Source organism: Ciceribacter sp. RN22, from assembly GCF_024054295.1.
GTDB lineage: Bacteria > Pseudomonadota > Alphaproteobacteria > Rhizobiales > Rhizobiaceae > Allorhizobium > Allorhizobium lividum.
This window is the reverse complement of record NZ_JAMXLD010000001.1, coordinates 239,905-262,985: the sequence shown is the minus strand read 5'-3', so window position 1 is coordinate 262,985 and position 23,081 is coordinate 239,905. Positions and strand designations below refer to the sequence as shown.

Here is a 23,081-nt window from a genome sequence, read left to right as displayed (position 1 = left end):
GGCCGGAACCTGTCTGTGGGCGGATCAACGCAGTCCGGCGGCGGGGGATGCACATGGTTTCGACGCGCCTGTCACGCCTTGAGGGACACCGGCGAAAGTTTCTGGCGGTCATCGACAATACGCCGGAATGCTACCGGGCACTCCACTATGCCGGACGGCGCGCGAAAAACTCGAACGGCGGTCTCGTCCTGCTCTACATCATTCCCGAGGGCGACTTCCAGCAGTGGCTCGGCGTCGAGGAGATCATGCGGGCGGAGGCGCGCGAGGAGGCCGAAGCGACGATGGCCAAGGCCGCCCAGACGGTCCGGGAGACCATCGGGACGGAGCCGGAGATCGTCATCCGTGAGGGAGGTCCTGCTGCTCAGATCAATGCGGTGATCGAGGAGGACCGGGACATCGCGATTCTCGTTCTGGCCGCCGGTTCGACAAAGGAAGGGCCGGGGCCTCTGGTTTCCATGATCGCCGGGCGCGGTGCGGCCTTTCCGATTCCGGTGACCGTGCTCCCGGATTCTCTGACCAACGAGGAAATCGACGCCCTCTGCTGAACCAGGGATAAGTTGCGGCGATGCCATTCGTGCTTGAAGCGGAAGCCGATTGGCCCTATTTCCTTTTGAAGAATTCTAAAACTCGACGGCGGCCTGTGGCCGTTAGGAGGAAGCAATGTTCATCCAGACCGAAGCCACGCCGAACCCGGCGACCCTGAAGTTCCTTCCGGGCAAGGTCGTCATGGAAACGGGAACGGCCGAATTTCGGGATGCCGAGGGTGCGAGCGCTTCGCCGCTCGCTGTCCGTCTCTTCGATATCCCGGGCGTGACCGGCGTCTTTTTCGGTTACGACTTCATCACCGTCACCAAGGACGGTCCGGAATGGCAGCATCTCAAGCCGGCGATCCTCGGCACGATCATGGAGCACTTCATGAGCGGTGCGAAGGTGATGGCGGCGTCCGCTGCGTCTGCCAACGATGCGGACGGCGAAGAGTTCTTCGACGCCGGCGACGAGACCATTGTCGCGACGATCAAGGAACTCTTGGAGACGCGGGTTCGTCCGGCCGTTGCCCAGGATGGAGGCGACATCACCTTCCGCGGCTTCAAGAACGGCAAGGTGTACCTGAACATGAAGGGCGCCTGCTCGGGATGCCCGTCCTCGACCGCGACTCTGAAGCACGGCGTTCAGAACCTTCTGAGGCACTTCATCCCCGAAGTTCAGGAAGTCGAAGCGGTCTGACGCCGCACGGTCTTGGGGGGTGATGCATGATCGTTCTTGCAATCGACACGGCGGGCGTGGACTGCTCGGCCGCCGTCTACGATAGCGACAAGGCGGCCGTGCTCGGTGCGGCGACTGAAACGATCGGTCGTGGGCACGCCGAAAAACTCATGGAAAAGATCGACGCGGCGCTTGCTGCGGCTGGCCTTCCTCTGGAAGCGGTCGAGCGTCTTGTCGTCACTGTCGGCCCCGGATCCTTTACCGGTATCAGAGTCGGTGTCGCCGCCGCGCGGGGACTGGCGCTTGCGCTCGGAATCCCCGTCGTGGGTGTGTCGACGCTTGCGGTGCTTGCGGCCGTGGAGACGGACAGCTCCCCCGTTGTCGCGGCGGTCGATGCCAAGCGTGGCGAAGTCTATGCTCAGGCCTTCGCCAACGGCAACGCGGTGACCGAGCCGATGCTCGGGAGCATCGGAGACGTGCAAGATCTCGTCCGGAGGCTCGGCGCCCATGTGACGGGCTCTGCTGCTCCGTTGCTTGCGGGCGAAGCCGTCGAGACGCAGCCGGACCACTTCCCGATCGCGATCATTGCCAGACTGGGGGCGGCGAGCGATCCGGCGGGAAAGCCGAAGCCGCTTTATCTCCGTGGGCCGGATGCCAAGCCTCAGGCCGGATTTGCAATTGCACGAGTGTGACGACGTAATGCGCGAAGCCTATTTTACCCGCAAGCCCGAATTCGAAATCATCGAGATGACGCGCGAGCATTGTGCCGCCGTTTCGGTTCTCCATGGCCAGCGTTTTGCACGCCCCTGGGGGGATGGAGAGTTCCTGAGCCTGCTTCTGCAGCCGCACACGTTCGGCTTCGTGACGTGGCAGACGAATACGCTTATCTTCAAGCCTCCGCTCGCCGGTTTCGTTCTGGCGCGCGAGACTGCGGGGGAGGCGGAAATCCTGACGATCGCCGTCAACGAGAAGCTTGGTCGCAACGGCCTTGGCTGGCGCCTGATGCAGGCGGCGATCCGCGAGGCCCGTGCCCGCGGAGGCGAGGCGATGTTCCTGGAGGTGGACGACGGCAACGCCGCCGCACTCGGGCTCTACAACAAGCTTGGCTTTCAGAAGGCTGGCGAACGGCCGGCCTATTACACCGATGAGCAAGGTCGCCGGTCCTCCGCGCTTGTCATGCGGCGTGATCTCCGATAGTTGCCTTGCTTTACCTTTGAACGCCGGACTTGCATGCTGCCATGAGCGAACCCGTCAAATCGCTTCAAGATCTCTGTGTCGAGCGCGGCATGCGCATGACCGAACAGCGGCGCGTCATCGCCCGGATTCTCGAGGAGTCTGACGATCATCCGGACGTCGAGGAGCTTTACCGGCGTTCGTCCGCGGTGGACTCTCGCATATCGATCTCGACGGTCTATCGTACCGTCAAGCTGTTCGAGGACGCGGGCATCATCGCGCGGCATGATTTCCGTGACGGCCGCTCCCGCTACGAGACGGTTCCGGAAGAACATCACGACCACCTGATCGACCTGAAAACCGGCAAGGTGATCGAGTTTCATTCTCCCGAGATCGAAGCGCTCCAGGAACGGATCGCCCGCGAATACGGTTTCCGTCTCGTCGATCATCGCCTCGAGCTCTATGGCGTCCCCCTCAAGAAGGACGACGGCTGACGCCATGACCCGGCTTCCGGAGAAGCGGTTTTGATCACCTCGTTACGGATCGGGTTCCTCCTCTTCGTGATCGCGGCCTCGACTCTCCTGCTGGCGCCGGTCCAACTGGCAGGCCTCGCTTTCGACTGGCGGCTCCGTCGCCGGCTTCCACGTCTTTGGCATCGCATCGCCTGTCGGATGCTCGGCATCCGCATTCACGTCCACGGTCGCCTCGACAACCGCAGGCCCTTGCTGATCGCTGCGAACCACGCCTCCTGGAAGGATATACTCGTACTCGGTGCTGTTGCCGACGTCGTCTTCATCGCCAAGAACGAGGTGAAGACGTGGCCGGTCTTCGGCCTGCTCGCTCGGCTACAGAAGAGCATCTTCGTCGTGCGGGAGGAAAAGCGGCGTACCGGTGACCAGGTCAACGAGATCGCCGAGCGAATGGCCGACGGCGAAATTGTTGTGCTTTTTCCCGAAGGCACCACGTCCGATGGAAACCGGCTTCTCGAGATGAAGAGTTCGCTGTTCGGTGCTGCCGCGGCGGCCCTACCGCTCGCTCCGCAGGGTGTTGTTCATGTGCAGCCGGTCGCGATCGCCTATACCCGCGTCTATGGTCTGCCGATGGGGCGTTACCATCGTCCGCTCGCAGGATGGCCGGGTGACGTTCGGCTGCTGCCGCATCTGATCGGTGTGCTCAAGGCGGGCGCGCTCGACGTCGACGTGAGCTTCGGCGAAACGGCGGAATTTCGCGAGGGCGACAAGCGCAAGCAACTGAGCGCGCTTATGGAGGGTCGTATCCGAACGATGCTGCTCGACCACCTGCGCGGCCGACATCCCGCCTGAGCGCATTTTAGGGTTTAAACAGGCACCGAAAGCCACTAGATAGCGGCCATGAACCAGAACAGCGCAGTATCACCGGAAACAGAACTCGGTCAGCCCGGCCCATCCCGGAAGGTGTTCATCAAGACCTACGGGTGCCAGATGAACGTCTATGACTCCGGCCGTATGTCCGAGGCGCTGGCCGGCGAAGGCTACGTGGCGACCGACGACATGCAGGAGGCCGATCTCGTTCTCCTCAACACCTGCCACATCCGCGAGAAGGCCGCTGAAAAGGTCTATTCGGCGCTCGGTCGTCTGCGCGACATGAAGAACGAGAGGCAGGCCGAAGGTCGGGAGTTCATGATCGGCGTCACCGGCTGCGTCGCGCAGGCCGAAGGTGAGGAGATCATCCGGCGCGCGCCGTCCGTCGATGTCGTGATTGGGCCGCAGACCTATCATCGCCTTCCCGAGGCATTGAAGCGCGCCCGCTCCGGGCAGTCGGTTGTTGACACGGAATACGCGGTCGAAGACAAGTTCGAGCACCTGCCGGACCAGTCGAAGACGGCGTCCACCAAGCGCAACGTCACCGCCTTCCTGACGGTTCAGGAGGGTTGCGACAAATTCTGTACCTTCTGTGTCGTACCCTATACGCGCGGGTCCGAGATATCTCGCCCGATGGAACAGATTGTGCGCGAGGCCGAAAAGCTCGTTTCGGCCGGCGTGCGGGAGCTCACCTTGCTCGGGCAGAACGTCAATGCCTGGCACGCGGAGGGAGAAGCGGGTGAGCAATTGGGGCTCGGCGACTTGCTCTATCGCCTTTCCGAGATCTCCGGGCTGAAGCGCCTGCGCTACACGACCAGCCATCCGCGCGACATGGATGACCGCCTGATCGAGGCGCATCGCGACCTCGACATGCTGATGCCGTATCTGCACCTGCCGGTTCAGTCCGGGTCGGACCGGATCCTGAAGGCGATGAACCGGCGTCACAAGGCTGCCGATTACATCGCGCTCGTCGAGCGTATCCGCGCCGCGCGTCCGGACATCGCTCTTTCTGGGGATTTCATCGTCGGCTTTCCGGGCGAGACGGAGGAGGATTTCCAGGCGACCCTGCGGCTCGTGGAGACAGTCGGATATGCTCAGGCGTTCTCCTTCAAATACTCGTCGCGACCGGGCACGCCGGGAGCCGACATGCCGGACCACGTGCCGGACGAAGTAAAGGCCGAACGGCTCGCGCGGCTGCAGGAACTGCTGCTCAGCCAGCAGCATGCATTCGCCAGATCCTGTGTCGGCAAGACGATCGACCTTCTGCTTGAAAAGCCGGGGCGGCTCCCCGGACAGCTCATCGGCAGGTCGCCCTGGCTGCAATCGGTGAATGTTGATGCAAAAGACGTGGAGATCGGTGACACTATCAAGGTACGAATCACCGGAACCGGCCCAAACAGCTTGTTTGCCGAGGTGGCATAGAGTTAGAGTGAGGGCTTGATACTCATCCTCATGGGAGTCTGACCCGCTTGAACGAACAGGAATTGGTTTCTTCACCCTCGCGCCACTCACGGGCTGCTGCGACCGACGCCAATCATTTCATCTTGACGTTCGAGAACAACCGCTTCGCCAGCGAACTCTTCGGGCAATTTGATCAGAACCTAAAGCTTCTCGAGGAGCGGCTGCACATCGATGCCAGGGCCCGCGGCAATACCGTCGCGATTTCCGGCGACTTGCAGGCGACGAACCAGGCGCGGCGTGCCCTGGATTTCCTCTATGCCCGGCTTCAGAGTGGTGGAAGCGTCGAGAGCTCCGATGTCGAGGGCGCGATCCGGATGGCGGTCGCCACCGACGACCAGCTGACGCTGCCTACCCTCGAGCGCAAGGCGAAGCTCACCATGTCGCAGATCGCCACGCGCAAGAAGACGATCGCCGCGCGCACCCCCACGCAGGACGCCTACATGCGGGCGCTTGAGCGGTCGGAACTCGTTTTCGGCGTCGGCCCGGCCGGCACCGGCAAGACCTATCTTGCCGTCGCCCACGCGGCGCAACTGCTGGAGCGCGGTCTCGTCGACCGTATCATTCTCTCGCGCCCGGCCGTCGAGGCCGGAGAGCGGTTGGGCTTCCTGCCCGGCGACATGAAGGAAAAAGTGGACCCGTATTTGCGGCCGCTCTACGATGCGCTCTACGATATGATCCCCGGCGACAAGGTCGAGCGGGCGATCACCGCTGGCGTCATCGAGATCGCCCCGCTCGCCTTCATGCGTGGTCGCACGCTGTCGAATGCGGCCGTCATTCTCGATGAGGCCCAGAATACCACCTCGATGCAGATGAAGATGTTCCTGACGCGTCTCGGCGAGAATGCCCGGATGATTGTCACGGGCGATCCGAGCCAGGTCGACCTGCCGCGCGGCGTGAAGTCGGGTCTCGTCGAGGCCCTGCAGATCCTGCGGAGCGTTGAGGGAATCTCGGTTATTCGCTTCAAGGACGTCGACGTCGTCCGGCATCCGCTGGTGGGCCGGATCGTGCAGGCCTATGACGCGCAGTATGCAGTCCAGGACGAAAGTGAGCAAACCGACCGCTAGTCTGGCGATCCTTGAAGCTCGCGACGGCGTTGCGGCCGGCATGTTCAAGCGAGCTTCGGAAAGACGACGCGAGCGCGACTGGAAGAAGATGCAGGAACTCGACATACAAATTTCCATCGAGGATGATGGTTGGCCGCCGGAGCCTGCGTTGCAGGCTCTCTGCGAGAGAGTTCTCGGGGCAGCGGCTGACTATCTCGCCGGCCACGAGGGACAGCCTTTCCCGGACATGGTTCCCGAAGTGTCGCTGGTCTTCACCGACGATGCGGCAATCCGCGAGATCAATGCGGAGTGGCGAAATCAGGACAAGCCAACCAATGTCCTTTCCTTTCCCGCGTTTCCCCTCACTCCTGGGGGGATGCCCGGACCGATGCTTGGGGATATTGTGATCGCCAGACAGACGGTGGAGCGTGAGGCGGATGAACTCTCGAAGACCTTCGAGGAGCACCTCACCCATCTCCTCATGCACGGCTTTCTGCATCTGTTCGGCTACGATCACATGGATGCGAGCGAAGCAGAGATAATGGAAGGGCTTGAGACTCGCATTTTGGCCTCACTTGGCCTATCTGATCCCTATGCGGGGCAAGACCCGATCTGACAGTATGGAATGATGAGCGATTTTACAGCAAGAACAACCGTCGACACCGCAGAGGGAGACGGCGCTTCAGATGAGGGCGGGAGTCCTATAAAGCCTGAGAGTACGGGCAGGGCGCCGACGTCTTTCTGGGCGCGCGCGGCCCGCATTCTCCGGCCCCTTCATGCCACCAATCTGCGGGAAGACCTGACCGATGCGCTTCTGGCGGATTCCGGTGCAAATGAGGCCTTCTCCCCTGAAGAACGGGCGATGCTTCACAACATCCTGCGTTTCCGCGAGGTGCGTGTGGAAGACGTGATGATCCCTCGCGTTGACATAGAAGCGGTCGACCAGAGCACCAGTCTCGGCGAACTGATGACGATCTTCGAGGAATCCGGTCGTTCGCGCATGCCGGTCTACCATGAGACCCTCGATGATCCCCGGGGAATGGTCCACATCCGCGATCTTCTTTCCTATCTGACCAAGCAGGCCAAGAATGGCGCCGGCGCAGCCGCGCTCGATCTTGGCTCCGTCGACCTTTCGAAAACCGTGGCCGACGCGGCAATCGTCCGGCCGGTCCTCTTCGTGCCACCCTCCATGCTTGCCTCCGACCTTCTGAACCGGATGCGGGCGGCGCGCACGCAGATGGCGCTCGTCATCGACGAATACGGCGGTACCGACGGTCTCGTCTCGCATGAGGACATCCTCGAGATGGTGGTCGGCGACATCGAAGACGAGCATGACGACGAGCACGACGCGAAGGTTGTCCGTCTCTCCGAGGATGTCTTCGTCGCCGATGCCCGGGTCGAACTCGAAGAGATCGCAGGCGTCATCGGTTCGGACTTCGATGTCCGCGAACAGAGCGAAGATGTCGACACCCTCGGCGGTCTTATCTTTTATGCGCTCGGGCGCATCCCCAGCCGGGGCGAAGCCGTCGAAGTGCTTGCCGGCTTCACGTTCCACATCCTGGATGCCGATCCACGTCGCATCAAGCGGGTGCGCGTCACGCGGAAACGAGCGCAGCACCAGTCTCCGGTTGCCCGTGGCGATGCCGCGCCGGCCGTTCAAGCAGTGTCGCCCGTCGGATCCGAAGCGACAGTCTCACCGGTCGTACCCGATCCAACCCACTGAAGGCTGCCTTTCCCGCCCTTCGCGCGACAAACCCACCGAATTTTGGGAGACTGCCGCGGGTTGATTCGCGACAGGGGAAGGAAAGCGCATGGAGCGGCTGGCAGGCAGAATCATGCTGTTCTGGGGAATGACGAGGATCGCGCTGGCGGTGCTCGCAGGCGCGATCGGGGCACTTGCCCTGCCGCCGTACGGATTCGTCGCGGCTCTCTTCATCGCATTTACCCTGCTCGTCTGGCTTCTGGACGGGACGGCGAGCCATCCAGAGAACGGCACGTCTTTCGGCTTGCGATCCGCCTTCCTTATCGGTTGGCTTTTCGGCTTCGGCTATTTTGTCGCCGGCCTCTGGTGGCTTGGCCACGCCCTGCTCCTGGAAGCGGATGAGTTCGCCTGGGCACTGCCGCTCGCGGTTATCGGGTTGCCCGCGGTCCTTGCCGTCTTCTACGGCTTCGCAGCGCTCGTCGCCCGGCTCCTCTGGTCCGACGATTTCGGGCGGATTCTGGCGCTTGCGGCGGGCTTCGGACTTGCCGAATGGCTGCGCAGTTTCGTCGCGACCGGCTTTCCGTGGAATGCGATCGGCTATGGTGCAATGCCGATCCCGTTGATGATGCAATCCGTGCACGTTCTCGGCCTTTTCGGTGTGACGACGCTCGCCGTTCTCGTCTTTTCGGCGCCTGCCTTGCTCGGCACGCGACGGGGGGCGGTGCCAGGCCTTGCGATCGCCGCGGGCCTGTTCCTGCTCCATCTCGGCTACGGAGCCTATCGGTTGTCTATGCCGGAGGCGGGCGATAGCAAGCAACTGACGGTCCGGCTCGTCCAGCCCGCGATCGATCAGGCGAAGAAGCTTGCAAACGGCGATCGCGAGGCGATCTTCAAGACGCATCTGGAGCTCTCGGTCCTGCCCGTCGCAGAGGGTGGTAAGCGTCCCGATGTCATCGTTTGGCCCGAGACCTCGATTCCCTTCATCCTGACCGAAAACCCGGATGCTCTCACAAGCATCGCCGACATGCTGCAGGAGGGGCAGGTTCTCGTCACGGGTACGGTCCGATCGGAGACGCAAGGGGCCGGCCGTCCGCCGCGCTATTACAATTCGATCTACGTGATCGACGACAAGGGGCAGATTGTCGCCGCCTCTGACAAGGTTCACCTGACGCCATTCGGCGAGTACGTGCCATTCGAGGATGTTCTGAGGCGGATCGGTTTCGACAACCTGATCAGTCTGCCGGGCGGGTTCTCCGCGGCCGCCGATCGCACGATGCTTACGCTGCCCGGCGGCGTAAAGCTCTACCCGTTGATCTGCTACGAGGTGATCTTCCCCGCGGAGATGACGGGCGACTGGGCGGACGCGGGAGCCATTCTCAACATTACCAACGATGCCTGGTTCGGTCGCACGCCCGGCCCATACCAGCACTTTCTGCAGGCGCGTGTGCGGGCCGTCGAGAACGGATTGCCTTTGATCCGCAGCGCAAACAACGGAATTTCGGCCGTGATCGACGAGCGCGGACGGACTTTTTCCGGTCTTTCGCTCGACGCGCATGGCGTTGAGGATGCAACCGTAAATATTGATTCAGGCCCTAAATTAGGAAACAACTTCCGAGAGCGCAACTTCTGGGCGATATGGGCAGTTGTCGTCATAGGTGCGGTCTTTTCACGCATGGGTTTTATTTTCGGGAAGAATTGACCAAAAACCCCTAAAAATGCATAGTGGAAGAAACCACCAATCTGTACGTATGCTTCGAGTTCCGTCTGTTGGCCTTACAACGCCTCGTTATGGTTCCCTGCAAGCAAACCGGGTTGTCGGTCCTTTGCCAACTTTTGTCAGGATCACATCATGATCGAGAATAAGAAGAAGCCGAACCCGATAGACATTCACGTCGGAAGCCGGATTCGTCTTCGCAGAACCATGCTTGGGATGAGTCAGGAAAAGCTGGGCGAGAGCCTCGGCATCACCTTCCAGCAGATCCAGAAGTACGAGAAGGGTACCAACCGCGTTGGTGCCAGCCGCCTTCAGAACATTTCGAGCATCCTGAACGTGCCGGTTTCCTTCTTTTTCGAGGATGCGCCGGGCGAACAGGGAAATGTTGCCGCCGGCATGGCCGAAGCGTCGAGCTCCAACTACGTCGTGGATTTTCTGTCTTCGTCGGAAGGCCTGCAGCTCAATCGTGCTTTCGTGAAGATTGCCGACCCGAAGGTCCGCCGCAAGATCGTCGATCTCGTCAAGGCTCTGGCCGCCGAAGCAGACGGCGAGTGATTTCCTTCGTCTTTGGGGGCGATGGGAGGCGGCCCTTCGGGGTCGCCTTTTTTCGTGTCTCGCGAAGTGCCCGGGCGACCACATAAAGATATATTTATGTCGTTGTGCGCTTGTCTTTCGGCCGTGAACTGAATAACAAGAATGCGGCTTGTTCTTTGAGGGGAATCCCGCATGCGCGCTAATTATCTTTTCACGAGCGAATCCGTTTCCGAAGGTCATCCGGACAAGGTTTGCGATCGGATTTCCGACGAAATCGTCGATCTGGTTTACAGGGAAGCGGCAAAGACCGGCGTCGACCCTTGGGGCGTGCGCATCGCCTGTGAAACCCTTGCGACGACCAATCGTGTCGTGATCGCCGGCGAGGTTCGGCTTCCGCCGAGCCTCATGAAGAAGGACAAGAACGGCAACGAGGTCATCAATCCCTCCAAGTTCAAGTCGGCGGCTCGCAAGGCGATCCGTGACATCGGCTATGAACAGGACGGCTTCCACTGGAAGACCGTGAAGATTGACGTCCTGCTGCATTTCCAGTCTGCTCACATCGCGCAGGGCGTCGACAAGGCAGCCGACCATGCAAACAGCGAAGGTGCGGGCGACCAGGGCATCATGTTCGGCTATGCCTGCCGCGAGACCCCGGACCTCATGCCGGCGCCCATCTATTACTCCCACCGCATCCTGCAACTGCTCGCCGCCGCCCGCAAGAAGGGCGAAGGCGAGGCGGCCAAGCTCGGCCCCGACGCCAAGAGCCAGGTCACGGTACGGTATGTCGACGGCAAACCGTCCGAGATCGTCTCCATCGTGTTGTCGACCCAGCACCTGGACGAGAGCTGGGACTCCGCCAAGGTCCGCTCCGTCGTGGAACCGTATGTCCGTGAAGCGGTAGGCGACCTCAAGATCGCCGACGACTGCAACTGGTACGTAAACCCGACCGGCAAGTTCGTTATCGGCGGCCCGGACGGGGATGCAGGCCTCACCGGCCGCAAGATCATCGTCGACACCTACGGCGGAGCTGCCCCTCACGGTGGCGGCGCCTTCTCCGGCAAGGACACGACAAAGGTCGACCGCTCAGCGGCCTACGCCGCGCGCTATCTCGCAAAGAACGTCGTAGCCGCCGGCCTTGCGGACCGTTGCACGATCCAGCTTTCCTACGCGATCGGCATCGCCCAGCCGCTGTCGATCTATGTCGACCTGCATGGTACCGGCACGGTCAGCGAAGAGCAGGTCGAGGCGGCAATCCGCAAGGTCATGGATCTTTCGCCATCGGGCATCCGCCGTCACCTCGACCTCAACAAGCCGATCTACGCCAAGACGGCCGCTTACGGTCACTTCGGGCGCAAGCCGGGTCGTGACGGCTCCTTCTCCTGGGAGCGCCTCGACCTGGTCAAGCCGCTCAAGGATGCCGTGAAAGCCTGATACTGCCGATGACCTCCTCCGAACGCCGCAGCCGGGCGACCGAAGCATTCTTCGGTCGCCGAAAGGGAAAACCCCTTCGGGAGCAACAGCTCGAGCGGATGAGCAGCCTGCTGCCGGCACTGCGGGTCGATCTTTCGACGCCATCGCCCGAGAAACTTGAAGAGCTTTTTCCCGTCCCGGTCGACAAGCTGCGTCTGGAAATCGGCTTCGGCGGTGGTGAGCACCTCATACACCGGGCGACAGAAACCTCATCCACCGGCTTCATCGGCGTCGAGCCTTTCGTCAATTCGATGGCGAAGCTGCTGGCCGAGGTCGAGGCCAGGGGGCTTCGCAACATTCGTCTCTATGACGACGACGCGACCGCTCTTCTCGACTGGTTGCCGGATGCATGTCTCGATCAGATCGATCTTCTCTATCCGGATCCATGGCCGAAGAAAAAACACTGGAAGCGTCGGTTCGTATCGCAAGCCAATCTGGCGCGCTTTCATCGTGTGCTGAAACCGGGCGGGCTCTTCTGCTTCGCCTCGGACATCGACACCTATGTCAATTGGACGCTTGTCCACTGCCGCGACCATGGCGGCTTCGAGTGGATTGCGAGAAATGCAGCTGACTGGAAGACGCCGTTTGCCGGATGGCCGGGTACGCGCTACGAAGCAAAAGCCCGGCGTGAGGGCCGAGGTTCCGCCTATCTCACCTTCCGCAAGGTTTGACCGTCAGTGCAGGCTGACGGTCTGAAGCTCGTCCTCTGCGGCCTTGTAGAAGGTGCTGGACCGATTGTCGGTGAGCAGAATGGGGGTGCCGTCGGCACCGAACAACGCCCAGAGATCGAGCCTCGGATCGACCTCAGGAGCCTCGGGAAAGCAGCGCGAAATCTCGTCGAATCGCATTTTCCGGATGTAGCCGACTTCGCCTGTGCCAAGATGCGCCAGTTCGGATTGCGTCAGTCGGGCGTTTGCTTCTCTCAGTAACATTCCGATCCTCCACCGATAAGGGAGCAACGGCTCATCAGGCCGTTGACCCTATTGTGCCGTCGAAATGTTAATTTTCTTCACCATTTGTGCCGGCTCCGGCCGCACGAGATCGATCGACAGAAGTCCATTTTTCAGTGTCGCGCCAAGGACTTCCATGCCCTCGGCCAGCAGGAAGACGCGTTGAAACTGCCGCGCCGCGATGCCTCGAAAGAGGAAATCGCCATCCGCCCGCTCGGTCTGCTTGCCTCGCACGATCAGCCTGTTCGCCTGCAGTGAAACGTCGAGCTCGCTTTCGGAGAAACCGGCTACCGCAAGCGTGATTCGCAGTCGCTCCGGGGCACCGCCCGTCTCGCGCAATCGCTCGATATCGTAGGGTGGGTAGCCGTCGTTTGCGCGGGCGATCTGCGTGACAACCGAGTTGTTCGACTCGAAGCCCAACAGCAAGGGGGGCGCGAGTGGTTTCATACGGCTCATTCGTCGTCCTCGTCTCGTCGTCGGCCACCGGCAGTCACACGTCTGGGCCGACGCTCCCCATATGGGGTGAGGTCCCATCGACTGCAAGCATGCGTGAGCTTGACAAGGCTTGCCTGCGCGCCCATCACCCGGTGCGATAACGAGCAGAGGTGACCGACGAATGACCGCGCGCAGAAAAATCATCATCGATACGGATCCGGGTCAGGATGACGCCGCTGCGCTCATGCTGGCGTTCGGCAGCCCCGATGAGATCGAGGTACTCGGGATATGTGCGGTCGCCGGCAATGTGCCCCTCAGGCTGACGAGCCGCAATGCCCGCATCGTTTGCGAATTGGCGGGACGCTCCGACATCGGCGTCTACGAGGGGGCCGACAGGCCGCTCGAGCGGCCGCTGGTGACCGCCGAGCATGTTCATGGCAAGACCGGTCTCGACGGAGCCGTGCTCGACGAACCGACAATGGCCGTTCGCCCGCAGCACGCGGTTGATTTCATCATCGAAACACTGCGTCGCGAGGAGGAGGGAACCGTTACGCTCTGTACGCTCGGACCGCTGACCAATATCGGCATGGCGTTGCGCAAGGCGCCGGATATTGCGCCGCGTGTCCGCGAACTCGTGATGATGGGCGGCGGCTTCTCCGAAGGAGGCAACATCACGCCCGCCGCAGAGTTCAACATCTTCGTCGATCCTCAGGCCGCCGACATCGTCTTCCGCTCGGGTATCCCGATCGTGATGATGCCGCTCGACGTGACCCACCAGCTCATGACGACGAAGGCGAGGGTCGCGCGAATCGCCGCAATCGGCACCCGTCCGGCCAAGGCCATGGTGGACTGGCTCGAATTCTTCGAGCGCTTCGATGTCGAGAAATATGGTTCGGACGGCGGGCCGCTGCATGACCCAACGGTAATCGCGTATCTGCTGAAGCCGGAACTATTTACGGGGCGCAACTGCAACGTCGAGATCGAGACGACCTCCGAACTCACGATGGGCATGACCGTCGTCGATTGGTGGCGTGTCTCCGGGCGCACGCCGAACGCCAGGGTCATGCGTCACGTGGATTCAGACGGCTTCTTCGACCTCTTGACCGAGCGGCTTGCGCGACTCTGAAAGCGAAAAGGCCGCGGACAAAGCCCGCGGCCTTATGGTTTGTAGTACCGTTGCGTCGCGGCTTAAAATTCTTCCCAGCTCTCCTGGACGGCAACAGCTGCCGCGCCACCGCGGACCGCCGGTCTGGCGACACGGGCGGGTTCGCGCGTTGCGACTGCCGGATACGCGGGCGGTGCTATCGTCTCCCGTGCGGCGCCGGAGGTGCGGAAACGCGTCACCAGTGATCTCAGGTTCTGCGCCTCGGTCTTCAATGTCATGCTCGCCGCTGTGGTTTCCTCGACCATGGCCGCATTCTGTTGCGTGACCTGGTCCATCTGGTGGACGGCGGTATTGATTTCCTTGAGACCCGAGGCCTGCTCCGTCGCCGATGCGGAGATCTCGGCGATGATCGTATTGATCTGCATGACCTGTTCGGCAATCTTGTGCAGCGTGTCGCCGGCTTCACCCACAAGGGCCACGCCATCCTTGACCTGGGCGCCCGAGGCCGTGATCAGGGCCTTGATTTCCTTTGCCGCGTTGGCGGAGCGCTGGGCGAGTTCCCGCACCTCCTGTGCCACGACGGCGAAGCCCTTGCCGGCTTCCCCGGCGCGCGCGGCCTCGACGCCCGCGTTGAGCGCCAGCAGATTGGTCTGGAAGGCGATTTCGTCAATGACCCCGATAATGCGGGAGATTTCTCCGGACGACTGCTCGATGCCGTGCATGGACGTGACCGCCCGCTGGACGACCTCGCCGGAGCGCTCGGCATCCTGGCAGGCAAGCTGCACCGTGCGTGCCGCGATTGCTGCATTGTCCGCGCTGGAGTTCACCTGCTCGGTGAGCTGGTTGAGCGCGGCAGCCGTCTCCTCGAGGCTCGCCGCCTGCTGTTCGGTGCGCCGCGAGAGGTTATCCGCGCTGTCGCTGATCTCGGTACTGCCGTTGTTGATCGCTCCGACGCTCACGTTGACGGCGTTGATCGCGTTTTCGAGGCTGGCGACGGCGGCGTTGAAGTCGGCCTTCAGCGCGGCGTATTCGCCAGGGAAATCGGCCTGGATGCGATAGCCGAGATTGCCGTTCGAAAGTTCCGATAGTCCGGTGCCGAGCATGGTGACCACCTTCTGCTGGAGGGAGGCGCTTTCCTCGCGTTCCGCTTCGGAACGGTTGCGCTCGTCCTCTGCTGCCCGGCGCTGCCGCGCTGCTTCACCCTCGAGTGTCCGCCCTTCGGAAAGACGATGGCGGAAGCCTTCGAGAGCCTTGGCCACAAGTCCCAGCTCGTCGGTACGGTTCTGTCCCTCGACCGCCGTCTCGTAGTTGCCGGCACCGAGACGATCGACGTCTGCGACGATGGCGTGCAACGGCTTCTGAACATAGGCGCGTGCGGCAAGATAGAGTGCAGCCATGACCGCGCAGAGCACGACAAGGCCGCCGATGATCATCATGACGGTTTGTGCCTCGACCGGCGCGCTGATTGCGCTTTCGGGAATGTCGACGATGACCGCCCAGGTGGTGTTTACGCCCGGCACGGCGAAGGGATAGATCAGGCGATCGAAAGGTTCTGCCCCAGCGGCAGAGACGTTGAGCAGCGTCTCGGGCTTGCCTGAGGATAGTGCCGCCTTGAGCTTGTCCGCTCCTTCGCCGTCATAGGGCTTCATCAACAGATCGGCCGACGGAGCCACGAGCCACTGCCCGGTATGCCCGACGAGCATGACCCGGCCGGTCTCGAACGGCTTGAGCGCCTGTAGTTTTTCGGAGAGAGAACCGAGCGAGATATCGACGCCCGTGACGCCGATCATCTTGCCGCCGGAGACCACCGGATAGGCGATCGAACTCATGGTCGTGGGGACCTCGGTTCCTTCTGCCAGATACGGGGCGGTGATGGCGCCCTTGCCGCTCTTTGCGGCGAGGGCAAACCACTCCTGCGTATAGTCGTTGTTGAAGGTGGAAAACTGTACGCCGCCGTCCTGCGTCTTCGACCAGTAGGGCGTGAAGACGCCATTGTCGTTTCCGGCGAGTTCGAGATTCTTGACGGTGTCCTCCTTGCGGCCGTCGAATGCCTGCGCGACTTCGCAGAACCAGCTGCCGAAGGCGAAGGCATTTTGTTCGACGTTGGCTTTCAGAAGATTGATGGCACCCTTGCGATCGAACGACTGCGCTTCATGCCCGCGGCCGAGCACGCCCGCCATCGAGCGAGCGGCGCTGGCGAGCTCGCCGATATCGCCGGCGACCTCATTGGCGATTGCGCTCGCCTGGCTGTCGGCCTGCTCCATCGTCAGCGCCTGGACGCGATCGCGGGTCTGGGAAATAAGAACCAGGTTGGAAAGGGCGAGCACCAGCGCGATGGCGACGCCGGTGACGAGCTGCAGCTTGAAGGCGATGGACTTGGAAATCAGTTTCAACATGACGGCCTCGAACCCGCACGCCGGAGGCCCGGCGCGTTGAATTGGTCATACGGAGGGAATGCTCCTTCATGGAGCGGTGTTTCACTCCGTGCAGCGGCGGCGCCGGAGAAAGCGGTCCGAGAATAAGAATAGAAAGTTTAATGCATATTGAATGAACGGCCGGTTTTTTCTGACCTCGAACGACAACGCGCGCCGGTGTCGTCACCAGCACGGACAGGAACAGATCGGGGATGGGCGTCAGAGCCTGGTGGCAACCTCGTCCGACAGCGGAATCGAAGGCTGTGCGCCCGACTTCAGGCAGGCAAGTGAGCCCGCGACCGCGGCCCGGCGGAGAGCGTCCTTGAAGGAGAGACCCTGATCCAGTCCCGCTGCAAAGTAGCCGCAGAAGGTGTCGCCGGCACCGACCGTGTCGACAGGCACGATCTTGAGTCCGCTAACCTGGACCAGTTCGCCTTGATGCACCGCAATGACGCCGTCGGCGCCGAGCGTAACGACGAGGGTCTGCCCCGTTTCCTCATGTAGCCGCAGCAGCGCCTTCTCGCGTTCGTCCGCTCCCATGCCATCCCTCGCGGCGAGACGCTCGAATTCCGTTTCGTTGGCGATTACGATGTTTGCCATCCGGCCGAGGCGCGCCGCCTCGGCAGTCAACGGGGCGATATTGATGATCGTGGTGATCTCCCGGTCCCGCGCGCGTGACAGGGCCTCCTCCACGGCCCCGGCCGGAATTTCGAGCTGAAGCATCAGGATGTCGGTCTGCGCCATGGCATCGATCGCGGCCCGCGCGTCCGCCTCGCCGAGCGTGCCGTTCGCGCCGGGTACCACCGCAATCATGTTTTCTCCGTCGCCGCCGACCAGAATGAGCGCGGTGCCCGTCGGAGCTGAGGTCTTGCTGACCGAGGAAAGATCGGTTCCTGCCCGATCGAGGAGCTCCAGTGCCGGAGCGGCGAATGCGTCGCTGCCGACCGCGCCCACCATGCGAACACGTGCGCCGGCGCGTGTCGCGGCAAGTGCCTGGTTTGCGCCCTTGCCACCTGCGGCCGTCGAGAAATCCTTGCCGGCGACGGTTTCTCCGGGCTTCGGGAGCCGTGTCGTCGTGGCAATGAGATCCATATTGATGGAACCGAATACGGTGATCATCGAGTGTTTCCGTCCTTTGGAAGTCTTGAAGGCGAGTTTGGCCCGCGGGTCAGTCTTCGTCAACGACCCGAAGCTTGAGCAGGCCTGTCTTGCTCTCGACCGTGCGTGCCGCACCGCCTTCCTCGCCGTTGCCGGACTGAAATTCCAGAGCCTCGATCTTAGCTCCCCGTTTGGTCAGCTTGTCGGCCGACGTGAGGATCATGTCGACGTCTTTCTGGGCGGCCAGGAAATGGCTCTGCAGTTTGCGCGTTCGATCATCGAGGCGTGCGAGGTCCTCCATCAGGTGGATGACCTCCCCCTGGATGAGGTGCGCCTGCTCCCGCATGCGCTGATCCTTCAGGACTGCCTGGATCACCTGTATCGAGAGCATCAGCAGTGAGGGCGAGACGATCACCACACGCATGCGGTGCGCTTTCTGAACAATGCCCTCGAAGTTCTCGTGGATCTCCGCGAAGATCGATTCCGACGGAACGAAAAGGAAGGCCATGTCCTGGGTCTCGCCGGGAATGAGGTATTTCTCGGCGATGTCCCGCAGATGCACCTCCATGTCCCGACGGAACTGCTGGCTTGCAATCTTCTTCGCCTCCGCCGTTTCCGCGTCGCGGATGGCGTTCCAGGCCTCCAGTGGAAATTTCGCGTCGACAACCAGCGGCGGGGAGTCGTTCGGCATGCGGATCGTGCAGTCCGGTCGCGAGCCTGTGGAAAGCGTCGACTGGAAGGCATAGGCACCAATCGGCAGCCCGTCCGCAACGATCGTCTCCATCCGAGACTGTCCGAAGGCACCGCGCGTCTGCTTGTTCGAAAGGATGGCCTGGAGGCCGACGACATCCTTTGCGAGCGACTGGATGTTGTTCTGGGCAGCGTCGATGACCGCAAGGCGCTCCTGCAGCCGGCGCAGGTTCTCGTGCGTGCTCTTCGTCTGCTCGCTGATCGTCGCGCCGATCCTGTGCGACATGCCGTCGAGCCGCTGATTGATGGCCTGATTGAACTCCGACTGTTTGGTGCCGAAGACGTCGGCCATGGCTGCGAGCCGTCCCTGCATTTCCGCCTGGGCACGCAGAAGCTCCGCCATACGGGCCTCGGCAGTCGCCTCTCGCTGGGAGGCCTCCATCTCCATGCGGAGCCGCATCCGGCTGCTCCTCATCGCGGCGATCACCCAGGCTACCAGTGCGGCGAGCACGAACACCCCGAGGCTCAGCACGAACAGGGGGAAAGAAACGACAAAGTCGCCGATGATGAAGACCGGCGTGCCGGAGAAAGAAGGAGCAGCGTTCATATTGTCCAATCTAGACAGATTCGGTTGTCGATGACAGATCAAGACGGGAACGGAGGTCTGATCACGGGCAATCGCCCGACGAGCTTCTGCAGGCCGTGGACGAAGAGCGTTGCACGACGCACCATCAGGTATGCTGTTGATGACATTTTGCTTCGGTCATTCATCCTCCGTTTAGGGTTTTGCGCAAAGTCTTCGCTAGATTCATTTCACCCGATCGGAAAGCGCCTGATCGCGCGCCGGAGATTATTGCGAGGCAACATGCAGGAGAGTGGTGACGACAGCCTGAGGCAGCGCCTCGATTTCATCGAACTCGACGAGAAGACCTGTCGCACGCTTCATTCGCTGCGGCCAACTCTCTCCGAGATTCTGGGCGGCGCGCTCGACAAATTCTACGCCAAGGTTGCGTCGACCCCGCATCTTGCCCGGTTCTTCCGCGACGAGACCCACATGGCGGCCGCGAAGAAGGCGCAGGTCGGTCACTGGGACCGCGTTTCGAACGGAACCTTTACGCAGGAATACGTCAAGGGCGTTACCGCGATCGGGAAGGCCCATGCCCGGGTCGGCCTCGAGCCGCGATGGTATATCGGTGGCTACTCGATGCTCGTCAGCGAACTGGTCGCAGGCGTGCTGAAAAAGCACTGGCCGTTCCCCTTCGGCAAGCATCATGCGGCGGCTCTTGCCGACAAGCTGAGCGCACTCGTCAAGGCCTCCATGCTGGACATGGATTATTCGATCTCCGTGTATCTCGACGCGCTCGAAGAGAAGCGCCTGCAGCTTCAGGAGGAGCGCGAGCGGTCCGAGGCCAATCAGCAGATCGCCATGCAGCATTTGCGCCGCGGCCTTGAGGCCTTGGCACACGGCGACTTCAAGGCCCGTATGTCCGACGACCTGCCGGACGATTTCAAACAGATGGCGACGGACTACAACGAGGCCGTGGCACGCCTCAACGAATCCTTCCAGCTCATTCGCCGCTCTTCGGAGGAAATTCTCGCCGGAACGGAAACAATTGCCCGCACCTCGGACGAACTGGCGCTGCGCACCTCCAAGCAAGCTGCCGGTGTCCAGGAAAGCTCGACCGCCCTGCAGCAGCTCTCCGTGAGCGTCAGCCAGACGGCTTCCAACGCGGAACGGGCCGCGTCCGTCGTGAAGGAGACGCAGCAACAGGCCCGCACCTCCGGCGAGGTGGTGAATCAGGCGGTGTCGGCCATGGCGGAGATCGAGAAGTCTTCGGCCGAAATCTCGAAGATCATCGGGGTCATCGATGAAATCGCCTTCCAGACGAATCTCTTGGCGCTCAACGCCGGCGTCGAAGCGGCCCGTGCAGGCGATGCCGGAAAGGGCTTCGCAGTCGTTGCGCAGGAAGTTCGCCAGCTGGCGCAGCGCAGCGCCGACGCGGCCAAGGAAATCAAGCGGCTGATCTCCCAGAGTTCGCAGCAGGTGAACGAAGGCGTCGGGCTCGTCTCCAACACCGGTACGGCTCTGGCTGACATCATCGGGCGCATCGATGCGATCAATACCTTCGTCGGCGAGATCGCGATTGCCGCCAAGGATCAGGCTTCGGGGTTGAGCGGAATCAACCAGGCGACCCGCAGCATGGATGGCCTGACGCAGGAAAACTCGACGATGGTCGAACAGACGTCCGCCGAGACGCGCCGGCTGCGCAACGAGGTCGCGGGGCTCGTCGATCTGCTGGGCCGTATCAACACGGACGGCGGCGAGGTCCGCCTGCCGTCCTCCACGCCACGTGGGCAGGCGCGCGGCCTCGCTGCCTGACATCCTGCTTCGGCACAAACCGAACGAACGCGAGGGATATTTCCTCGCGTTTTTCGATTCCATCGGCGAGGCAGATGCGTTATGGGAGGCCCATGACGATAAAGCCCCTCATTATTCTCCCCGATCCCCTGCTCCGTCAGGTTTCCAAGCCCGTCGAACGGGTGGATTCCGATATCCTCAAGCTTGCCGATGACATGCTCGAAACCATGTACGACGCGCCGGGCATCGGGCTCGCCGCCGTCCAGGTTGGCGTGGCGCGACGCCTGTTGGTCATCGATGTCTCCCGCGAGGACGAAGAGAAGCAGCCGCTCGTCTTCATCAATCCCGAGATCCTGACGTCCTCCGACGAGCGCTCGACCTATGAGGAAGGGTGCCTGTCGATACCGGACTACTACGCGGAGGTGGAGCGCCCGGCCAAGGTGACTGTGCGATCCATCAACCGGGACGGCAAGGAACAGACGACGGAAGCCGAAGGCCTGCTCGCGACCTGCCTGCAGCATGAGATCGATCACCTGAACGGCGTCCTGTTCATCGACCATATCTCGCGGCTGAAGCGCGAAATGGTCATCAAGAAGTTCACCAAGGCGGCCAGGGGCAAGGCGATCTAGCGCCGACTCCCGGAGCAGCGGCAGGGCCCGAATCGAGCCCGTTCGGGAGCCGGAGGCGAGAACAACCATGGCACTTCGCATCATCTTCATGGGGACGCCGGAGTTTTCCGTTCCGACGCTTGACGCCCTTGCCGAAGCCGGCCACGAGATCGTCGCCGTCTATACCCAACCGCCACGTCCCGGCGGCCGGCGGGGTCTGGATCTGCAAAAATCACCGGTGCACCAGGCGGCTGAAAAGCTCGGCGTCCCGGTGTTTACGCCGGTAAACTTCAAGGAGCCGGCGGAGCGGGTGGCTTTTCGCGCGCTCGATGCTGACGTTGCAGTCGTGGTCGCCTACGGTCTTTTGCTGCCGGAAGAGGTTCTCGGCGGCACGAGGCTCGGGGCCTACAACGGCCATGCGTCGCTTCTGCCGCGCTGGCGCGGTGCGGCTCCGATCCAGCGGGCGATCATGGCCGGCGATCGCGAAAGCGGCATGATGGTCATGAAGATGGACAAGGGCCTTGATACCGGCCCCGTCGTGCTGACGCGCAAGGTCGAGATCGCGCACGACATGACGGCGGGTGAGCTGCACGACCGGCTGAGCCGGATCGGCGCGGAAGCCTTGGTCGAAGCGATGGCGAAACTCGAGGCCGGCGATCTGCCGCTCACGCCGCAAGCCTCCGAAGGCGTGCTCTACGCGGCAAAGATCGACAAGGGCGAAACACGTATCAACTTTGCCCGCGACGCCCACGACGTGCACAACCATGTTCGTGGACTGGCACCGTTCCCGGGCGCCTGGTTCGAGGTGGAGATCAACGGCAAGCCGGAACGGGTGAAGGTGCTCGGCTCGACTCTCGCCGAAGGGCAGGGTAGGCCCGGCGAAGTGCTTGACGAATACCTGACAGTCGCCTGTGGCAGGGGTGCGGTGCGGCTCACGCGGCTGCAACGTGCCGGCGGCAAACCGCTTGCCGCGACCGAATTCCTGCGCGGCACCCCGATCCCGCGCGGCGCGGTTCTCATCTGATGCCGCGCTTTCGCATGACCGTCGAATACGATGGCACCCACTATGTCGGCTGGCAGCGGCAGGAGAACGGGCATTCCGTCCAGCAGGCGCTGGAGAACGCCATCCTCTCTCTGACCGGCGAGACGGTGTCGATCCGCGGCGCCGGCCGAACCGATTCCGGTGTCCACGCGCTCGGCCAGGTCATCCATGCGGACCTCTCGCGCCCCTGGGCACCCTACAAGCTGCGCAACGCTCTCAATGCTCATCTCGGTCTGGCTGGTGAACGCGTCGCGGTCCTTGACGTACTGGAGGCGGATGAGAGCTTTGACGCTCGCTTCTCTGCCGTCCGGCGGCATTATCTTTACCGTATCATCAGCCGCCCGGCGCCGCTGGCGGTGGAACTGAAGCGGGCGTGGTGGGTACCGAAGCCGCTCGACCACGAGCGAATGCACGAGGCCGCACAGCAACTTGTCGGCCATCACGACTTCACCACCTTTCGGTCCGCGCATTGCCAGGCGACGAGCCCGATGCGCACCTTGGACCGACTCGATGTGACGCGTGCCGGCGACCTGATCGAGATCCGCGCCTCGGCCCAGAGCTTCCTTCACAATCAGATCCGTTCCTTCGCCGGAACGCTGAAGCTTGCCGGAGAAGGCAAGATGTCGGTGGCCGATGTGCGGGCGGCACTCGAGGCGCGGGACCGTGCCGCCTGCGGCCCTGTGGCACCGCCGGAAGGGCTCTACTTCCTGAAGGTCGACTACCCCGACGGCCTTTGAGGC

Annotated in this window: 24 protein-coding genes; 19 read left to right on the top strand and 5 right to left on the bottom strand. The window is 62.2% G+C overall.

Annotated elements, in window-relative coordinates:
• Positions 1-53: 53 nt before the first annotated feature.
• The 14 genes from NHF53_RS01295 to NHF53_RS01230 all read left to right on the top strand — a co-directional run bounded on the left by NHF53_RS01295 (position 54) and on the right by NHF53_RS01230 (position 12,311).
• On the top strand, positions 54-545 hold the full coding sequence (locus NHF53_RS01295; protein WP_114362686.1) for a universal stress protein: 492 nt from the start codon (positions 54-56) through the stop codon (positions 543-545).
• Positions 546-660: 115 nt separating this feature from the next.
• The gene (locus NHF53_RS01290; protein WP_252832791.1) at positions 661-1,224 is read left to right on the top strand and encodes a NifU family protein; all 564 of its coding nucleotides are present in this window, start codon (positions 661-663) and stop codon (positions 1,222-1,224) included.
• Positions 1,225-1,250: 26 nt separating this feature from the next.
• Complete coding sequence (gene tsaB, locus NHF53_RS01285) at positions 1,251-1,895, top strand: tRNA (adenosine(37)-N6)-threonylcarbamoyltransferase complex dimerization subunit type 1 TsaB (RefSeq protein WP_252832790.1); 645 nt, start codon at positions 1,251-1,253, stop codon at positions 1,893-1,895.
• Positions 1,896-1,902: 7 nt separating this feature from the next.
• Complete coding sequence (locus tag NHF53_RS01280; protein WP_252832789.1) at positions 1,903-2,400, top strand: GNAT family N-acetyltransferase; 498 nt, start codon at positions 1,903-1,905, stop codon at positions 2,398-2,400.
• Between the two features lie 41 nt (positions 2,401-2,441).
• Positions 2,442-2,870, top strand: coding sequence for a Fur family transcriptional regulator (locus NHF53_RS01275; RefSeq protein WP_112685669.1), 429 nt, complete (start codon positions 2,442-2,444; stop codon positions 2,868-2,870).
• A gap of 30 nt (positions 2,871-2,900) precedes the next feature.
• Positions 2,901-3,698 carry a 1-acyl-sn-glycerol-3-phosphate acyltransferase gene (locus tag NHF53_RS01270; protein ID WP_114362356.1) on the top strand — a complete coding sequence of 266 codons (798 nt, stop codon included), beginning with the start codon at positions 2,901-2,903 and terminating at the stop codon, positions 3,696-3,698.
• A gap of 48 nt (positions 3,699-3,746) precedes the next feature.
• Complete coding sequence (gene miaB / locus NHF53_RS01265) at positions 3,747-5,138, top strand: tRNA (N6-isopentenyl adenosine(37)-C2)-methylthiotransferase MiaB (RefSeq protein WP_252832788.1); 1,392 nt, start codon at positions 3,747-3,749, stop codon at positions 5,136-5,138.
• 47 nt (positions 5,139-5,185) lie between these two features.
• Positions 5,186-6,241, top strand: coding sequence for a PhoH family protein (locus NHF53_RS01260; protein ID WP_114362358.1), 1,056 nt, complete (start codon positions 5,186-5,188; stop codon positions 6,239-6,241).
• A gap of 88 nt (positions 6,242-6,329) precedes the next feature.
• The gene (gene ybeY, locus NHF53_RS01255; RefSeq protein ID WP_252834875.1) at positions 6,330-6,836 is read left to right on the top strand and encodes an rRNA maturation RNase YbeY; all 507 of its coding nucleotides are present in this window, start codon (positions 6,330-6,332) and stop codon (positions 6,834-6,836) included.
• A 12-nt stretch (positions 6,837-6,848) separates the two neighbouring features.
• The gene (locus NHF53_RS01250; protein WP_252832787.1) at positions 6,849-7,943 is read left to right on the top strand and encodes a hemolysin family protein; all 1,095 of its coding nucleotides are present in this window, start codon (positions 6,849-6,851) and stop codon (positions 7,941-7,943) included.
• A gap of 88 nt (positions 7,944-8,031) precedes the next feature.
• Positions 8,032-9,621, top strand: coding sequence for an apolipoprotein N-acyltransferase (gene lnt, locus NHF53_RS01245; RefSeq protein WP_252832786.1), 1,590 nt, complete (start codon positions 8,032-8,034; stop codon positions 9,619-9,621).
• A 150-nt stretch (positions 9,622-9,771) separates the two neighbouring features.
• Entirely contained in the window at positions 9,772-10,191 is a 420-nt protein-coding gene (locus tag NHF53_RS01240) for a helix-turn-helix domain-containing protein (RefSeq protein WP_112685657.1), read from the top strand.
• Positions 10,192-10,362: 171 nt separating this feature from the next.
• Positions 10,363-11,601, top strand: coding sequence for a methionine adenosyltransferase (metK, locus tag NHF53_RS01235; RefSeq protein ID WP_252832785.1), 1,239 nt, complete (start codon positions 10,363-10,365; stop codon positions 11,599-11,601).
• An 8-nt stretch (positions 11,602-11,609) separates the two neighbouring features.
• Positions 11,610-12,311: a tRNA (guanosine(46)-N(7))-methyltransferase TrmB gene (locus NHF53_RS01230; protein ID WP_252832784.1), complete on the top strand. Its 702-nt coding sequence runs from the start codon at positions 11,610-11,612 to the stop codon at positions 12,309-12,311.
• A 3-nt stretch (positions 12,312-12,314) separates the two neighbouring features.
• Here the strand turns inward: NHF53_RS01230 and NHF53_RS01225 are convergent, their stop codons facing one another.
• Together NHF53_RS01225 and NHF53_RS01220 are read right to left on the bottom strand one after the other, a co-directional pair.
• Positions 12,315-12,572, bottom strand: a complete 258-nt coding sequence (locus NHF53_RS01225; protein WP_112685651.1) for a DUF1150 family protein — start codon at positions 12,570-12,572, stop codon at positions 12,315-12,317.
• Positions 12,573-12,620: 48 nt separating this feature from the next.
• On the bottom strand, positions 12,621-13,046 hold the full coding sequence (locus tag NHF53_RS01220; protein WP_252832783.1) for an Hsp20 family protein: 426 nt from the start codon (positions 13,044-13,046) through the stop codon (positions 12,621-12,623).
• 160 nt (positions 13,047-13,206) lie between these two features.
• On the opposite strand from NHF53_RS01220, the gene NHF53_RS01215 reads away from it, so the two are divergent.
• Positions 13,207-14,151, top strand: a complete 945-nt coding sequence (locus NHF53_RS01215; RefSeq protein WP_252832782.1) for a nucleoside hydrolase — start codon at positions 13,207-13,209, stop codon at positions 14,149-14,151.
• A 62-nt stretch (positions 14,152-14,213) separates the two neighbouring features.
• Here the strand turns inward: NHF53_RS01215 and NHF53_RS01210 are convergent, their stop codons facing one another.
• From NHF53_RS01210 to rmuC, 3 genes are all read right to left on the bottom strand, one after another.
• Complete coding sequence (locus NHF53_RS01210; RefSeq protein ID WP_252832781.1) at positions 14,214-16,526, bottom strand: methyl-accepting chemotaxis protein; 2,313 nt, start codon at positions 16,524-16,526, stop codon at positions 14,214-14,216.
• A gap of 237 nt (positions 16,527-16,763) precedes the next feature.
• Positions 16,764-17,663: a ribokinase gene (locus NHF53_RS01205; protein ID WP_252832780.1), complete on the bottom strand. Its 900-nt coding sequence runs from the start codon at positions 17,661-17,663 to the stop codon at positions 16,764-16,766.
• A gap of 49 nt (positions 17,664-17,712) precedes the next feature.
• Positions 17,713-18,939 carry a DNA recombination protein RmuC gene (rmuC, locus tag NHF53_RS01200; protein ID WP_252832779.1) on the bottom strand — a complete coding sequence of 409 codons (1,227 nt, stop codon included), beginning with the start codon at positions 18,937-18,939 and terminating at the stop codon, positions 17,713-17,715.
• A gap of 258 nt (positions 18,940-19,197) precedes the next feature.
• Here rmuC and NHF53_RS01195 point away from each other — a divergent pair, with 258 nt between their 5' ends.
• The 4 genes from NHF53_RS01195 (at position 19,198) to truA (ending at position 23,078) form a co-directional block, all read left to right on the top strand.
• Positions 19,198-20,712: a globin-coupled sensor protein gene (locus NHF53_RS01195; protein ID WP_252832778.1), complete on the top strand. Its 1,515-nt coding sequence runs from the start codon at positions 19,198-19,200 to the stop codon at positions 20,710-20,712.
• 92 nt (positions 20,713-20,804) lie between these two features.
• Positions 20,805-21,320, top strand: a complete 516-nt coding sequence (def, locus tag NHF53_RS01190) for a peptide deformylase (RefSeq protein ID WP_252832777.1) — start codon at positions 20,805-20,807, stop codon at positions 21,318-21,320.
• A gap of 67 nt (positions 21,321-21,387) precedes the next feature.
• Positions 21,388-22,323, top strand: a complete 936-nt coding sequence (gene fmt, locus NHF53_RS01185; protein ID WP_252832776.1) for a methionyl-tRNA formyltransferase — start codon at positions 21,388-21,390, stop codon at positions 22,321-22,323.
• Complete coding sequence (gene truA, locus NHF53_RS01180) at positions 22,323-23,078, top strand: tRNA pseudouridine(38-40) synthase TruA (protein ID WP_252832775.1); 756 nt, start codon at positions 22,323-22,325, stop codon at positions 23,076-23,078. The genes fmt and truA overlap by 1 nt, the downstream gene beginning before the upstream one ends.
• Positions 23,079-23,081: the final 3 nt, after the last annotated feature.